At 73.5% G+C, this 14430-nt stretch carries 13 protein-coding genes; 5 read left to right on the forward strand and 8 right to left on the reverse strand.

All coding sequences use genetic code 11. From position 1 onward, the window contains the following. The 3 genes from ACIBST_RS19015 to ACIBST_RS19025 all read right to left on the reverse strand — a co-directional run bounded on the left by ACIBST_RS19015 (nt 1) and on the right by ACIBST_RS19025 (nt 4619). Complete coding sequence (locus ACIBST_RS19015) at nt 1-2313, reverse strand: FtsX-like permease family protein (protein ID WP_397173544.1); 2313 nt, start codon at nt 2311-2313, stop codon at nt 1-3. Then, complete coding sequence (locus ACIBST_RS19020; protein WP_397173129.1) at nt 2310-3044, reverse strand: ABC transporter ATP-binding protein; 735 nt, start codon at nt 3042-3044, stop codon at nt 2310-2312. Before ACIBST_RS19020 ends, ACIBST_RS19015 begins: the two co-directional genes overlap by 4 nt. Nucleotides 3045-3221: 177 nt before the next feature. Continuing rightward, nucleotides 3222-4619 (reverse strand): glutamate decarboxylase, encoded by a 1398-nt coding sequence (locus ACIBST_RS19025; protein WP_397173131.1) that lies wholly within the window; start codon nt 4617-4619, stop codon nt 3222-3224. Between ACIBST_RS19025 and ACIBST_RS19030 the strand changes: the two genes are divergently transcribed. Continuing rightward, nucleotides 4618-5100 (forward strand): hypothetical protein, encoded by a 483-nt coding sequence (locus ACIBST_RS19030; protein ID WP_397173132.1) that lies wholly within the window; start codon nt 4618-4620, stop codon nt 5098-5100. The genes ACIBST_RS19025 and ACIBST_RS19030 overlap by 2 nt on opposite strands. Before the next feature lie 315 nt (nt 5101-5415). Here ACIBST_RS19030 and ACIBST_RS19035 read toward each other — a convergent pair whose 3' ends face one another. Then, a complete protein-coding gene (locus ACIBST_RS19035) occupies nt 5416-5877 on the reverse strand; it encodes a hypothetical protein (protein WP_397173134.1) in 462 nt (153 codons plus the stop codon). A gap of 29 nt (nt 5878-5906) precedes the next feature. Then, nucleotides 5907-6476, reverse strand: a complete 570-nt coding sequence (locus tag ACIBST_RS19040; RefSeq protein ID WP_397173135.1) for a DinB family protein — start codon at nt 6474-6476, stop codon at nt 5907-5909. Between the two features lie 59 nt (nt 6477-6535). Here ACIBST_RS19040 and ACIBST_RS19045 point away from each other — a divergent pair, with 59 nt between their 5' ends. Then, a complete protein-coding gene (locus tag ACIBST_RS19045) occupies nt 6536-7516 on the forward strand; it encodes a helix-turn-helix transcriptional regulator (protein WP_397173137.1) in 981 nt (326 codons plus the stop codon). Here the strand turns inward: ACIBST_RS19045 and ACIBST_RS19050 are convergent. Both ACIBST_RS19050 and ACIBST_RS19055 read right to left on the reverse strand, forming a co-directional pair. After that, nucleotides 7500-9992: a bifunctional copper resistance protein CopD/cytochrome c oxidase assembly protein gene (locus ACIBST_RS19050; RefSeq protein WP_397173139.1), complete on the reverse strand. Its 2493-nt coding sequence runs from the start codon at nt 9990-9992 to the stop codon at nt 7500-7502. The genes ACIBST_RS19045 and ACIBST_RS19050 overlap by 17 nt on opposite strands. Nucleotides 9993-10166: 174 nt before the next feature. Next, nucleotides 10167-11783, reverse strand: a complete 1617-nt coding sequence (locus ACIBST_RS19055; RefSeq protein WP_397173140.1) for an AMP-binding protein — start codon at nt 11781-11783, stop codon at nt 10167-10169. Between the two features lie 86 nt (nt 11784-11869). On the opposite strand from ACIBST_RS19055, the gene ACIBST_RS19060 reads away from it, so the two are divergent. The 3 genes from ACIBST_RS19060 (at nt 11870) to ACIBST_RS19070 (ending at nt 13925) form a co-directional block, all read left to right on the forward strand. Continuing rightward, complete coding sequence (locus tag ACIBST_RS19060; protein ID WP_397173142.1) at nt 11870-12745, forward strand: LuxR C-terminal-related transcriptional regulator; 876 nt, start codon at nt 11870-11872, stop codon at nt 12743-12745. A 68-nt stretch (nt 12746-12813) separates the two neighbouring features. Further along, the gene (locus ACIBST_RS19065) at nt 12814-13191 is read left to right on the forward strand and encodes a DUF2255 family protein (RefSeq protein WP_358289818.1); all 378 of its coding nucleotides are present in this window, start codon (nt 12814-12816) and stop codon (nt 13189-13191) included. Nucleotides 13192-13259: 68 nt separating this feature from the next. After that, nucleotides 13260-13925 carry a flavin reductase family protein gene (locus tag ACIBST_RS19070; RefSeq protein ID WP_397173143.1) on the forward strand — a complete coding sequence of 222 codons (666 nt, stop codon included), beginning with the start codon at nt 13260-13262 and terminating at the stop codon, nt 13923-13925. Here the strand turns inward: ACIBST_RS19070 and ACIBST_RS19075 are convergent. Further along, complete coding sequence (locus tag ACIBST_RS19075) at nt 13922-14428, reverse strand: NUDIX hydrolase (RefSeq protein WP_397173145.1); 507 nt, start codon at nt 14426-14428, stop codon at nt 13922-13924. The genes ACIBST_RS19070 and ACIBST_RS19075 overlap by 4 nt on opposite strands. Nucleotides 14429-14430 lie beyond the last annotated feature (2 nt).

The raw sequence follows: 14430 nt of genomic DNA on the forward strand, positions 1-14430 counted from the left end.
TCAGGCGGCCGAGCGCATCGTGAGCCGGGCGGGCAGCGCGGTGGCCGCCAGGGCCAGCACGGCCGCCGCCCCGACCACCGCCGCGTACGTCCCCACCGGCACGTACGGCACCGCCGACCCGGTCATCCCCGACCCGAAGGCGGCCAGCGTCACCAGCGCGGCCCCGGTGCCGAGCACGACCGCGGTGGCCACCGCGCCCAGCGTCTCCAGCCGCAGCATGAGCAGCACCTGACGCCGGGTCGTGCCGGCCAGGCGCAGCGCGCGCATCTCACCCGAGCGGGCCGAGGTGGCCATGGCCAGCGTGTTGACCACGGCGATCGCGGTGAAGGCGATGATCAGGCCCAGCGCCACGAACGTGGCCTGCGGGTTCGACGCGCTCACCTCGGCGGCCCGCGCCCGCTCCAGCACCGACGCCCCGGGCAGCGCCCCGGCAAGGGCGTCCACGGTCAGCCCTGGCGCCTTGACCAGCAGGGACGCCGCGGGGTCGTCCACGTGGCCCGCCACCAGCTCGTACGGCAACGTCAGGTCGCCGAAGCCCAGCCCGCGGGTGTACACCGCGCTGACCGTCACCGTCGCCGGGGTGCCGTCGCCCAGCGTCAGCTTCAGCGGGTCGCCCACCCCGATGCCCAGCCGCTCGGCGGCGGTCGAGCTGACGGCCACGTCCTTCATCGAGCCGGCGACGATGCCCAGGTCCATCGTGCGCTCGTCGTAGGTGACCGCCTGCGCGCCGTACTTGTCCAGGCCGGCCCGGACGGTCGTGCGCAGCACCGGGGTGACGGCCTCGACGCCGGGAACCCGGGCCGCCGCGGCGGCGGAGACGCCGGTCAGGACGTACTCGGCGCGGGTGCCCCCGTCGGCCTGCTCCTGCGCGGCGTGGCCCATCGTGGTCTGGACGAAGAGGATCGTGCAGGTCATCGCGATCATCAGGGTCAGCGGCGACAGCACCGAGGCCAGCGACCCCGAGTTGGCGCGCAGGTTGCGCGCGGCCAGGAAGCCGCCCACCCGCGAGGCCCGCAGCGGGACCGACAGCACCGCCGCGGCCACCCGCGCGACCACCGGCCCGAGCAGCGTCAGCGCGATCGTCCAGACCAGCGCGGTCAGCATCGTCACGGGCGTGGCCGCCGCCTCGGTACGCAGGTTCGACAGGACCACCGTCAGCGTCACCGCACCGGCCAGGGCCAGCGGCCCGGCCACCAGCCGCCACCGGGCCACCCTGCCGCTGTCCAGCACCGCCTCGCCCAGCGCCTCCACCGGCCGGATCCTGGTCAGCCGGCGGGCCGACACGCGGGCCGCGACCCAGGCGGCGCCCACCGTGGCCAGCAGCGCGGCCAGCGGCGGGAACGGGCTGACCACCAGGCCGAGGTTGGCGGGGACCGTCCCGAGCGAGACGAACTGGGCGCGCAGCCAGAACCCGACCCCGATGCCCGCCGCCGCGCCCAGCACCCCGGCCGCCCCGGCGACCAGCAGCGCCTCGCCGCCCACCAGCTTGCGCACCTGCCGGGGGGTGGCCGCCACGGCGCGCAGCAGGGCCAGCTCGCGCTGCCGCTGCTGGATGGACAGCGCGAACGTGCCCACCACGACCAGGATCGCGACCAGCAGCGACGTGCCGGCCAGCGCGCCGCCCATGCTGATCAGCTTGACCCGCGCCTGCTCGGCGTCCAGGAACTCCAGCCTGCCGCGCTCGTCGCCCGTGTAGACCACCGCGCCCTCGGGCGCCCGGTCCAGGCCGGGGAACACGCCGACCGCGCTGACCCGGCCGGGGTGACCGGCCAGGCGGCGGGCCTCGGCGGTGCTGAAGAACACGGTGTCCTGGCTCGGCAGCGCCTGCGCGGTGACGCCCACCACGCGGTGCCCGCGCAGCTCGGCGCCCACGTCGAGGCCGGCCCGCGCGTCGACGACGACCTCGCCCGCCGACCTCGGCTCGCGTCCCTTCGCGATGGTGAACGGGGTGAGCGCGGCCGACTCCCAGCCGTGCCCGGTGAAGCCGCCGAAGGGGAACGTCACCTCGGGGACCACCTTGTCGGCCCGGATCGCCGCCACGACGGACTCGGGCAGCCAGGCGCGTTCCGTCAGGGGCTTGGCCTTGGTCTTGCTCTCGCCGTCGCCCTTGTCGACGGTCTGGCGCACGTACTGGTCGGCGGCCACGATCGCGGGGGCGCCGGCGTACCGCTCGGGGGCGACGCCGCCGCGCAGGCCGGTCTCCAGCAGCATCAGGCACGCGCACACCAGCGCGGCGGCGCACAGCAGCGCGAAGAACGCGCCCGCGAAGGCGGCCTTCCGGTGCCGCAACGTCCTCAACGCCAAGGTGATCATCGCGTCCACGCTCCCAGCCTGGTCATGCGCTCGGCCACCTTGTCGGCGGTCGGCGAGGTCATCGCGTCCACGATCCGGCCGTCGGCCAGGAACAGCACGGTGTCGGCGTAGGAGGCGGCGACCGGGTCGTGCGTCACCATCACCACCGTCTGGCCCAGGCCGTCCACCACCTCGCGCAGCAGCCGCAGCACGTCGCGGGCGGTCATCGTGTCCAGGGCGCCCGTGGGCTCGTCGCCGAACACCACCTCCGGCCTGGTGACCAGCGCCCTGGCGATGGCCACCCGCTGCTGCTGGCCGCCCGAGAGCTGCGCGGGCCGGTGCCCGGTCCGGCCCTCCAGGCCGACCCTGCGCAGGATCTCCGCCAGCCAGGCGCGGTCCACGCGGGCCTTGGCCAGGCGCAGGGGGAGTGTGATGTTCTCGACGACGTCCAGCGCCGGGATCAGGTTGAACGCCTGGAACACGAACCCGATCCGCTGCCTGCGCAGCTCGGTCAAGCCGGTCTCGTCCATGCCCGACAGTTCCGTGCCGCCGAGCCGCACCGAGCCGGACGACGGCACGTCCAGCCCGGCCGCGCAGTGCAGGAACGTGCTCTTGCCCGACCCCGAGGGGCCCATCACGGCGGTGAACGACCCTTGCGGGATGCCCACCGACACCTCACGCAGGGCCGCCACCGCGCCCTGGCCCTTGCCGTACACCTTGCTCACGGCGTCCAACCGCACCACGTCCGTCATGAGGACAAGCCTGCTGGCCTGCGCGTACGCGGACCAGAGACGCGATCACCGATCGCTCATGACGTCCTCATGATCCGGACATCTGACCACATATCCCCTGTGCGGCATGGACGGCTGCCAACGAGAAGGGCGACCCCCAGGTCGTCCTGGGGATCGCCCTTCAGCGGGACCGCCGGCTCATCTGCCGGTCGGCACTCCCGGCTGCTCGGCGGGCGTCCTCGGCCGCGGGACCCGGTTGTCGCGCAGGTACTCGACCTCGGTACGCAGGTTCGCCAGCAGCTTGGCCGCGATGTCCTGGCTGAAGCCGTTGCGGATGACGAAGCGGATGACGGCGATGTGCTCCAGGTTGGGCGGCAGGTAGTACGTCGGGGCCTGCCAGCCGTGCATCTTCAGCCGTTCGGCCAGGTCGAAGACGGTGAAGCCGTCGAAGCCCGGCGCGGTCCGGACGGCGAGCACCGGCAGTTCCGAGCCGTCGGCGATGAGCGAGAGCTCGGGCAGCTTGGCGATCTCGTCGCCGAGGTAGGTCGCCACGTCGCGGCAGGTTTGCTGGACGGCGCGGTAGCCGTCGAAGCCGAGCCGCAGGAAGTTGTAGTACTGGGCGACGACCGGCGCGCCCGAGCGGGAGAAGTTGAGCGTGAAGGTGTCGATGTTGCCGCCGAGCAGGTCGCAGGAGAGCACCAGGTCTTCGGGCAGCGCGTCGGGCTCCTGCCAGACGATCCAGCCGACGCCCGGGTACACCAGGCCGAACTTGTGCCCCGAGGTGTTGATCGACTGCACCCGAGGAAGCCGGAAGTCCCACACCCGGTCGGGCTCCAGGAACGGGGTGATGAAACCGCCCACGGCCGCGTCGACGTGCAGCGGGATCTTCAGGCCGCGCTCGGCCTCCAGCCGGTCGAGCTCGGCCGACATCTGCTCGATCGGGTCGTACTTGCCGCACTGCGTGGAGCCGAGCACGCCGACGACGCCGATGGTGTTCTCGTCGCAGAACTCCCTGAGCCGGGAGGCCGACAGCGTGTAGGCCGGCTCCTCGATCGGGATCCAGCGCGGCTCGACGTCCCAGTACTGGCAGAACTTCGGCCAGCAGGTGTGGACGGCGGTGCCCATCACGAGGTTGGGCCGGTCGACGGGCAGCCCGGCCGCCCGGCGCCGCGCGCGCCACTGGAACTTCATCGCCAGCGCGCCGAGCATGGCCGCCTCGCTGGAGCCGCCCGTGGAGCAGCCGACGCTGACGCCGTTTGGATCGTTCCACAAATGGTCGAGCATGTTGACGCAGCGCGCCTCGATGTCGGCCGTCTGCGGGTACTGGTCGTGGTCGACGATGTTGCGGTCGAGGGTCTCGGCGATGAGCTCGCGGGCCTGCGGCTCCATCCAGGTGGTGCAGAACGTGGCAAGGTTGAGCCGGGCGTTGCCGTCGAGAAGGAGCTCGTCACGGATGAGAGCCTGGGCCGCGCTGGGGTTCATCGGGCTGGCCGGCATCTTGAAGCGGGGCACGCCGCCCTCGGGCACCAGCCCGTTGTAGAGGGGGTTGACATCGAGCGCTTCCTGCCACCGGTCGGATTCGACTCGTCTGAGCATGAGCTTCACCTTCTCGATGAGTTCTGTGATGTCGAGCACTCACAGTAGGCAGGTTTTTACTGTCAGTCAACGCCTGTTTTGCCGAGAGCGAGGAGCGCCGGTGTTCGTGCGGTTCCAGAGCCCCACCCCGAACGGCCGCGGGACGTACCCGGGCGTGTTCGGGCTGGTCAACAACCTCGCCGAACAGGGTCTCCTCTCGGATGAGGAGGAGGCCTTCAGGCGCGAGAACAACGCCTGGTACGAGGCCAACTTCACCGACCCGACGACCGTGGATCCCGACGTCTACCGGCGTGACGTCAACCCGGCGGCGGCGGCGTGGTTCAAGGCGTCGGCCGGTCGGCACGTCGAGCGGGTGCCGGGGTATCTGGCGATCCTCGCCGCGCACGATGTGGAGTGTGTACGCCTCGAATCGGCGGATCCCGGAAGGATCATCTACGAAGACGACGATCAGGTGGTCGCCGTCCCTTGGGTGAGCGGCTAGGGCGACTTTCAAGGGCATGGCGGCGTGCGGCATGGTCTGGGCGGCCCGATCGGGGCTTATGACGGGGTGCACCTGGATCTCACCCGGCTGACCGACCCGCCGATGCACGCCCTGCGGGACCGGGTCGACGTGCGCACGGCCAAGACCGACCAGCGCCCGGCCGACGTGCTGCTGATCCCTCCGGACGCGCACGTCGCCTGGCTGGCCGGCCCGGACGCGCACGTCGCCTGGCCGGCCGGCCCGGACGCGCACGTCGCCTGGGCGGCCGGGCCGGACGAACCGGCCGGCACGGCGGCCCGGGGGCCATGCGGGCGCTCAGTCGAACCAGACGACCAGGCGCACGCCATCGGCCCCGAACCGGCGCGCCAGCGCCCGCATCACCCCGAAGACGGGCGCCCACCCGGTCCCCGGCCCCAGCACGTCGAGGCGGGTCATAGGGGCGGACCCGGTCGCGGGGCGTGCCGTCAGGTCCACGTCGCGCAGTTCCGCCCAGGAGACCCAGGTGCACCCGTGCACGGCGGGGTCGAGGCGGGCGGTGTCCTCGTAGTCGGCGCGGACCGGTCCCGACACGTCGTCCGGCAGCCCGCGACCGGCCGCGACCGGCGGCCACCCCAGCCGGTCGCGGATGCCGAACAGGCAGGAGAACGACTCGTGGTCCCGGCCGTCGTAGAGCGGATACAGGGGGATGGACACGGCCGTCCAGGGGTCGCCGTCGAACCAGTCCTCGTGCGCGAGCGGGTGACGGGCCTCGATGAAGCCGTAGATGTCGGTGCTCATGGGGAGAGGGTAGGAAACGACGTCTGGGGTCAGGGGCGGTGGGCGTGGAGGTGGAGGTCGCGCAGCAGGCAGACCTCCGACAGGTGATGGATGAGCTCGCGGTTGACGTGCAGGACCAGGTCGGCCATCGGGGCCTCAGGGAAGGGCTCCCCGTCGCCCATGGGGGCTCGCAGGCCGTCCTCGCCGAGGTCGCGCACGCCCGCCAGCCACCGCTCGGCCTCCGTGTCGAGCTGGTCGAGCGCCGCCGCCGCGCCGCCGGCGTACTCCCAGGTCTCGTACGAGGCCGGCGGCCCCCCGAAGTGCACCGCGTTGCGGGCGGCCAGCACGCCGACGATGACGTGGCCGAGCCGCCAGGCGATCGTGGTGAAGGGCGGGGGCGCCGGCTGGGGGAAGGCGAAGTCGATCGTGTGGCCGCCCGCGCCGGCCTGCACGGGCGCCGTGGAGGTGCCGCGCGGCCGTACGCTCCAGGCGTCCGGCACCGGTGACCAGAAGTACTCCTCGTCGGTCAGGCCGTCGAGCCGGGCCCGGAGCTGGTGGTTCCAGTGGAACTCCCACTGCTCGCGCAACGCGCGGTTCCAGTCGAGTGTGTGTGCGTCCATGGAGACACGATCACCCCATCGGCGGACAGGATCGGTCCGCTTTCTGGCAAGGTGGCGGCATGGACGAGGCGGGCGGCGCGGAGCGGGGCACGACCGAGCGGGTGCTGACCCTGCTCGGCCTGTTGCAGCAGCGTCAGGTCTGGACCGGCCCCGAGCTGGCCGGACGGCTCGGCGTCACCTCGCGCACGGTCCGCCGTGACGTGGAACGGCTGCGCGCGCTCGGCTACCAGGTGCACGCCGGCCAGGGCATCGGCGGCGGCTACCGGCTCGGGCCCGGCCAGGACCTGCCGCCGCTGCTGCTCGACGACGAGGAGGCCATCGCCACCGCCGTGTCGCTGCTCGCCGGGGCCGACAGCGCGGTCGCGGGCGCGGGCGAGGCCGCGATCCGGGCGCTGGCCAAGCTCGACGCGGTGCTGCCCGCCCGGCTCCGGCACGAGGTGCGCGCGCTGTCCGGGGTGGTGGAGTCGTTCGGCGGAGGGCGCGCGCCGGTCGATCCCGAGGTGCTCATGACGCTGGCCAGGGCCTGCCGGGACGAGGTCGAGGCCGGCTTCGACTACCCGTCAGGAGGGCAGGTGGGACGGCGGCGGGTGGAGCCGTACCGGCTGGTGACCTCCGACCGGCGCTGGTACCTGCTCGCCTACGACCTCGACCGGGACGGCTGGCGCAGCTTCCGGGTGGACCGGATGGCCGGGGTGGCCGCGCGCACCTTCCGGTTCCGGCCGCGCCCGGCGCCGGACGCGGCGGCGTACGTGCAGGAGGGCGTGGCGAGCCGGGCCTACCCGCACCAGGCGCGCTTCCTCCTGCACGCCCCGGCCGCCACGGTGCGCGCGCAGGTCCCCGCGTCGGCGGCCGTCGTGCGGGAGCGGGGGAGCGACCGGTGCGAGCTGGTCAGCGGCTCGGGCAGCCTCGACTACGTGCTCATGCACGTGGTCGCGCTGGGCCACGACTTCGAGGTGCTCGACCCGCCGGAGCTGGGGGAACGCTGCCGCGAGCTGGCCCGCAGGCTGTCGTCGGCCGGGGCGGTCAGGCCGTCGGGGTGACGGGGGCGGTGTCGAGGGTGAAGGTCTCGACGATCTCGGTGCAGGTGCCGTGCTCGCCCATCACGCACAGCGCGAGGGCCTGGTAGGTGGTGGTGAAGGCCGACGGCGTGCCGAGGAGGCCCAGGTCGAGCGGGTGGTCGCGGTGCTGGAGCCGGGTGAGGGTGATGTGCGGGCGGAACAGGTCGCCGATCTCGTCGTAGCCGTAGAGGTCGAGGTTGGCGCGGGCCGTGGGCGGCGCGGTGAGCCGGTGGTCGGCCAGCACGCGGCCGACCGGGTCGCGGTGGCGCAGGCCCGTGCGCAACGGGTTGAGCGCGGCGACGACGTCCTCCTGGAGGCGGGTGATCGCGTCCGTCTTCCGGTAGAACAGCTCGACCATGCCCTGCTCGTTGGCGGCGAAGGACTCGCCCTCAAGGAGCGTCGCGGGGGTGCGGCGGCCGAGGTCGCGCAGCAGCGCGACGGCCTTTTCGAGCTGGTCGGGGGTGAAATTGGCCATGTAGAGCGAGATGTGCGGGTAGAGGCCGTCCTCGCGCAGGACGAACTCGGTCGCGGTGGCCTCCGCGCAACGCCGGCTCAGCCGTACGGCCTCGGCGTTGACGTCGTGCGGCGGCAGCAGGACAACGTCGTAGACCGGGAGATCGCCCATAGGGGATGAGTGTAGGACGGACCGGGGCCGCCGCGCGCGGGCGGCCTGCCGCCGCAGCGCCAGGCGTACGGCCGGGAACGCGTAGGCGGCCAGCGGCGCCAGCAGGAACACCGCCCCGGCCACGCGCTGGTCGGCCAGCGGGTCGGGCACCCCGGGCGGGGCCGCCAGGGCGAACCACTCAGCCGCGACGGCCGGGCCCGCCAGCAGGTACGTCCCCAGCCCCAGGTACGCGACGGCGGCCACCGCCAGCACCCGGACCCGCGCGGCCCACGGGAACGGCCTGGGCAGCGGGTCGAGGTCGAGCACCGCCCAGGCGACCAGCAGGCCGGCCCCGGCGGACACGGCCATGGTGAGCAGGTGGGGCGCGTACCCGGCGAGCGACCAGGGCAGCCACGGCGTGCCGTACAGCAGCAGGAGCAGCACCGGGACGGCGGCCGTCACCAGCGCGGGACGGGTGAGACGGCGGCCGGGGGCGCGGTCGCCGAGCGGGCCGTACTGGGAGCCGGGGCCGGTGGCCCGCGCGGCCAGGGTGAGCGGCGCGCCCGCGCACAGCAGGAGCGGCGCGACGACGGCGAGCACGACGTGCTGCACGGCCTGCGCCGACGCCATCGCCCGCGCGTACCCGCCCACGCCGCCGAACAGCGCGACCGCGGCCAGGGCCAGCCCGGCGTGCCAGGACAGCGTGCGCAGGACCGGCCAGCCGGGCACCCGGCGCAGACCGGCCAGGTAACCGGCGGCGGGCAACGCCAGCAGCAGCAGGACGAGCGGGTCGAAGCGCACCTCGCTGAGCAGCGCGCCGGGCGAGAAGGGCGCGAGCGCGTACTCCAGGACGGGATGGTCGTGCCCGCCGCCCGCGCCGGGCGGCGGCGGGGTGCGCGAGAGGCCGACGGCCAGCCCGGTCGCCGCCACCATCACGATCACCTCGCCCGCGGCCAGCCGGACGAACGTGCCCCGCACCCCCCTGTCGGCCACGCCGGCCACGGTACGCAGCCGGTGCCGCCGGCCGAACCAGGCCAGCACCGCAAGTGCGGCGGCCTTGGCCAGCAGCAGCAGGCCGTACCGGCTCAGCCACAGATCGGACACGGTGTCGAGGCGCACCCACGCGCTGACCACGCCGGAGAGGGCGACGGCGGCGAAGCAGCACAGCGCGATCGTGCTGAACCGGGGCAGCACGACCCGCAGGTCGGCCGAGCGCCGGAAGTGCAGCAGCACCGCGGCCAGGCCGCCCACCCACACCGACACCCCCAGCAGGTGGGCCATCAGCGCGGACACGGCGATGTCGTGGTCGGCCGCCGAGGCCGCATGGCCCACGTAGGCGGGCGGCAGCAGCCCGAACGCCGCCACGGCCAGCGGCGCCCAGGCGGGCAGCCGGCGCACGAGCGTGGCCACCGCCACCGCGAACGTCGTGACCAGCACCACCAGGAGCGCCTGCGTCTGCGGGAGCGAGGTGCCGAAGTCGAGCATGCCGGGCTCGGCGAGCAGGATCTGCACCGGCATCGGGATGAAGCTGGACAGGGTGAACACGTAACCGGCCAGGGCGGCGACCGCCCACCCCAGCGCCCACCAGCCCGCCGCGCGCAGGCACCGCGCCGACTCCGGCGAGCCGGCCGGGGCGAGCACGGACGCCGCCAGCAACGTCCCGACGCACGCCACCGCGCACAGGTCGAGGGCCAGGCGGGCCAGCGGCAGCCCCCAGTCGGTGACCGGACCGGCGGTGGGCAGCCCGAAGACCTCCACCGTGCCGGCGCCGCCGCCGAAGCGCAGCACCGCGACCAGCACCAGGACGCCCACGCCGACCGCGAACACGGCGTAGGTCCGGGCAGAAGCTCTCATGCCGACCCGCCACGTCGTCGGAGGCCAGGAACCCGGCCGCGCCGCCCGTGCCGTTCGCGGCGGGCGCGGTCCCCACATGCTCCCACAGGGCCCTCGGCCGGGCCAGGCGCGAGCGACGTCTGCTTCCAGCGCACACGCGGAGGTACGCGCCCGCGCCGCCCGCGGTTCAGCGGGTCACGGGTGGAGCCCCAGGAGGGTGACGGCCTGTTCGCGCATCTCGACCTTGCGGATCTTGCCCGTGACCGTCATCGGGAACCCGTTGACCAGGTGCACGTAGCGGGGCACCTTGTAGTGGGCCAGGCGGCCGGCGCAGAAGCTCCTGATCGCCTCGGCGGTCAGCGGCTCGGTGTCGGGGCGCATGACGATCCAGGCCATCAGCTCCTCGCCGTACTTCTCGTCCGGGACGCCGATCACCTGGACGTCGGCGATGTCGGGATGGGTGTAGAGGTACTCCTCGACCTCGCGCGGATAGACGTTCTCGCCGCCGCGGATGACCATGTCCTTGATCCGGCCGACGATGTTGACGTAGCCCTCGGCGTCCATGGTGGCCAGGTCGCCGGTGTGCATCCAGCGGGCCTCGTCGATCGACTCGGCCGTCTTGTCCGGCTCGTTCCAGTAGCCGAGCATCACCGAGTAGCCGCGGGTGCACAGCTCGCCCGGCTCGCCCCGGGGCACCGCGAGCCCGGTCTCCGGGTGCACGATCTTCACCTCCAGGTGCGGCATCACCTGGCCGACCGTCTCGGTGCGCCGGACCAGCCCGTCGTCGCGGCGGGTCATCGTCGACACGGGGGACGTCTCGGTCATGCCGTAGCAGATCGCCACCTCGCTCATGTGCATCTCACCGATCACCCGCTTCATCACCTCGACCGGGCACGGCGAGCCCGCCATGATGCCGGTGCGCAGCGACGACAGGTCGAAGTCGGCGAAGCGCGGATGGCCCAGCTCGGCGATGAACATCGTCGGCACGCCGTACAGGGAGGTGCACCGCTCGGCCTCCACGGCCCGCAGCGTGGCCTCGGCGTCGAAGCCGGGCGCGGGCAGCACCACGCAGGCGCCGTGCGAGGTCGCGCCCAGGTTGCCCATGACCATGCCGAAGCAGTGGTAGAGCGGCACCGGCAGGCAGACCCGGTCGTCCTCGGTGTAGCCGACGCCCTCGCCGACGAAGTAGCCGTTGTTGAGGATGTTGTGGTGCGACAGCGTCGCGCCCTTGGGGAAGCCGGTCGTGCCCGAGGTGTACTGGATGTTGATCGGGTCGTCGAAGGACAGCGTGGCCGCCCGTGCGCGCAGTGCGGCGGGGTCGGCGCGGCGGCCTGTCTCGACCAGCTCGTCCCAGCCGGGCTCGCCGATGAACACCACCTGCGTGAAGCCGATCTCGGCGAGCATCGCGCGGTAGTCGCTCGTCTTGTGCTCGACGGCGCTGACCAGCAGCCGCATGCCCGACTGGCGGATGACGTAGTCCAGCTCGTGGGCGCGGTAGGCCGGGTTGATGTTGACCAGGATCGCGCCGATCTTGGCGGTGGCGTACTGCGTCAGCACCCATTCGGCGCAGTTGGGGGCCCAGATGCCGACCCGGTCGCCCTTGGCGATGCCCCTGGCCAGCAGGCCGAGCGCCACCTCGTTCACCGCGGCGTCGAACTCGGCGTACGTCCAGCGCCGCCCGCTCGCCATCTCGACCAGCGCCTCGCGGCCGGCGTACCGGGCCGCGGCGCGTTCCAGGTTCTCCCCGATCGTCTCGCCGAGCAGGGGGAGCGCGGAGACGCCGGACGCGTAGGAGAGCAGTGAGTCACCCATGCCCGAAGCATCCGCCAGGGCGGTGCGGCACGCTACCCCCGTTCAGGGGTAGCCGCGGGACGCCGGCCGCGTGCCATGCTGGTGACATGGCGGTGACACATCTTCCGTCGAGTGCCCTGGCCCCGCAGGCCGCCGTGCTCCTGCGGGCCGCCCTCACCCGGATGCGGCAGGTCGTCGGGCTGCCCGTCCTGTTCGGCGGGGCGGTCTCGGCCCCGGGCGGCGCCGTGCGGCTCACCGAGCTGGCGGGGGTCCGCACCGACGTGCTGCGCGGCCTCGCCATCCACACCGGCAGCGGCCTGGGCGGCCGGGTCCTGGTCACCGCCCGGCCGGGCAGCGTCGAGGACTACGTCACCGACGCCCGCATCAGCCACGAATACGACAGACCGGTGGCGGCGGAGGGCCTGCGGGCGATCGCGGCCGTCCCCGTCGTGGTGGGCGAGACGGTCTACGGGCTGCTCTACGGCGGCGTCCGCGAGCCGCTGCCGCTCGGCACCCGCGTCCTCGACGGCATGAACCAGATCGCCGCCCGGCTCGGCGTCGAGCTGGCCGTACGCGCGGAGGTGGAGCGGCGGGTGGCCGCCCTGGAGACGGCCGCGATCACCGGCGCCGCCCGCGAACGGCCCGCCGGCCCCGAATGGGAGCAACTGCGCGAGGCGCACGCCGAGCTGCGCTCGATCGCCCAGGAGGTCGCCGACCCGGTGCTGCGCGAGCGGCTGCAGGGCGTCTGCGACCGGCTGACCTCGCCGAACGACGCTCCCGTCCCGGCCAACCCGCTCTCGCCGCGGGAGCTCGACGTGCTCTCCCTGGTCGCGGTCGGCTGCGGCAACGCCGAGGTCGGCCGGCGGCTCGATCTGAAGCCGGAGACGGTCAAGAGCTACCTGCGCAGCGCGATGCGCAAGCTCGGCACCCACACCCGCATGGAGAGCGTGGTCTCGGCCAGGCGCGCCGGCTACCTCCCCTGACCGGCGGATTTACCAACTACGGACGATGGCCGCCGGCGCGGCCGACCGGTTCCGGGTAGGCCCCCACCATGACTGCTTGGACGAACGACGAGCTCGACCGGATCGCCGCCGCCGAGGAGCTGCAGATCGCGTCCCTGCGCGGCGACGGCGAGCTGCGCCGCCCGGTGACGATCTGGGTCGTCCGCCTCGGCGACGACCTGTACGTCCGGGCCGTGAACGGGCGGGACGGCACCTGGTTCCGCGGCGCCCAGGAGCGCGGGCGCGGCCGGATCCAGGCCGGGGGCGTCGACAAGGGCGTCACGTTCGCCGACGCCGACCAGGAGCTCAACGACCGGATCGACGCCGCGTACCGGGCCAAGTACCGCCACTACCCGGAGAGCATCGTGGACTCGGTGGTCAGCGGGCAGGCGCGGGCCGCCACGATCAGGCTCGTGCCGCGCTCCTGACCGGCCCGGCAACGAGAGGTCCGAAGGCCGCCAGCGCCCGGCACTCACCGGCGGCGACAGTGGGACGCATGAACACTGTCGTGGAGCAGCACGTCCGCATTGAACCCAACATCCTGTACTTCGGCACCCCCGTCGTCCTGATCTCCACCGTGAACGAGGACGGCACCCCCAACCTCGCCCCCATGTCGTCGGCCTTCTGGCTGGGCTGGCGCGGCATGCTGGGCCTGGGGGCCGGGTCGAAGACGTCCCAGAACCTGCTGCGGACCGGTGAAGGCGTGCTCAACCTGCCGTCCGACGCCCTGGCCCCGCAGGTGGACCGGCTGGCGCTGACCACCGGCAGCGACCCGGTGCCCGAGCGCAAGCACCGGCGCGGCTACCGGTTCGTGCCGGACAAGTTCCAGCGCGCGGGGCTCACCGCCGTCCCGTCGGAGACGGTGGCCGCGCCCCGGGTGGCCGAGTGCCCGGTCGCCATGGAGGTCGTGGTGGAGGAGACGCATCCGGTCGGCGACGGCGGGGTGCTCGCGTTCGAGGTGCGGGTGCAGCGGGTCTGGGTGCACGAGGACATCCGGATGAAGGGCACCGACGACCACATCGACCCCGACGCCTGGCGTCCGCTCATCATGAGCTTCCAGAAGCTGTACGGCCTGGGCCCCCAGGTGCACCCGTCCACCCTGGCGAGCATCCCGGAGCGGCATTACCGCAGCGCCGACCTCGAACGCGCGCGCACCCTCTAGAGGCGCTCCAGCAGCGGCAGCCAGGTGCGGTCGGCGCACAGCTCCATGATCCGCGCCCGGGGCAGCCACTCCGCGCCCGTGCTCTCCGACCCCGCCGGCGGCGCGGTCGCGGCGCCGGGCGCCGCCAGCCGCGCCCGGAACATCGCCATGTACGTCAGCGGCGCGTAGCGGTAACCGGCGGGAGCCGGGCGCAGCAGCTCGACGCGCTGCCAGGCGAACACCGACAGGGCCGGCGGCTCCAGGAGCAGGCCGGTCTCCTCCTGGAGCTCCCGGACCGCGGCCTCGGTGGCGTTCTCACCGGCCTCCAGGTGGCCGCCCGGCACGTCCCAGCCGCGTCCGGGCCGGTCGACGCAGGTGAGCAGGGTCCTGCCGATGCTGTCGGTGACGAACGCGAACGCCGAGGTCGTGCCGTCGGCGGGCGGGAGGTCGGAGGAGAGGATCACGTCGAGGCGGTGCTCGACGGGGATCCACGGCACGGTGCTGGAGGCCATCACACGGGTCATGC

It is taken from the genome of Nonomuraea sp. NPDC049684, assembly GCF_044465345.1.
In the GTDB taxonomy this organism is placed as follows: domain Bacteria; phylum Actinomycetota; class Actinomycetes; order Streptosporangiales; family Streptosporangiaceae; genus Nonomuraea.

Coding starts and splice junctions, on each gene's coding strand:
- ACIBST_RS19015 (WP_397173544.1), bottom strand. CDS start 2,313: ATGATCACCTTGGCGTTGAGGACGTTGCGGCACCGGAAGGCCGCCTTC.
- ACIBST_RS19020 (WP_397173129.1), bottom strand. CDS start 3,044: ATGACGGACGTGGTGCGGTTGGACGCCGTGAGCAAGGTGTACGGCAAG.
- ACIBST_RS19030 (WP_397173132.1), top strand. CDS start 4,618: ATGAGCTTCACCTTCTCGATGAGTTCTGTGATGTCGAGCACTCACAGT.
- ACIBST_RS19025 (WP_397173131.1), bottom strand. CDS start 4,619: ATGCTCAGACGAGTCGAATCCGACCGGTGGCAGGAAGCGCTCGATGTC.
- ACIBST_RS19035 (WP_397173134.1), bottom strand. CDS start 5,877: ATGAGCACCGACATCTACGGCTTCATCGAGGCCCGTCACCCGCTCGCG.
- ACIBST_RS19040 (WP_397173135.1), bottom strand. CDS start 6,476: ATGGACGCACACACACTCGACTGGAACCGCGCGTTGCGCGAGCAGTGG.
- ACIBST_RS19045 (WP_397173137.1), top strand. CDS start 6,536: ATGGACGAGGCGGGCGGCGCGGAGCGGGGCACGACCGAGCGGGTGCTG.
- ACIBST_RS19050 (WP_397173139.1), bottom strand. CDS start 9,992: ATGAGAGCTTCTGCCCGGACCTACGCCGTGTTCGCGGTCGGCGTGGGC.
- ACIBST_RS19055 (WP_397173140.1), bottom strand. CDS start 11,783: ATGGGTGACTCACTGCTCTCCTACGCGTCCGGCGTCTCCGCGCTCCCC.
- ACIBST_RS19060 (WP_397173142.1), top strand. CDS start 11,870: ATGGCGGTGACACATCTTCCGTCGAGTGCCCTGGCCCCGCAGGCCGCC.
- ACIBST_RS19065 (WP_358289818.1), top strand. CDS start 12,814: ATGACTGCTTGGACGAACGACGAGCTCGACCGGATCGCCGCCGCCGAG.
- ACIBST_RS19070 (WP_397173143.1), top strand. CDS start 13,260: ATGAACACTGTCGTGGAGCAGCACGTCCGCATTGAACCCAACATCCTG.
- ACIBST_RS19075 (WP_397173145.1), bottom strand. CDS start 14,428: ATGACCCGTGTGATGGCCTCCAGCACCGTGCCGTGGATCCCCGTCGAG.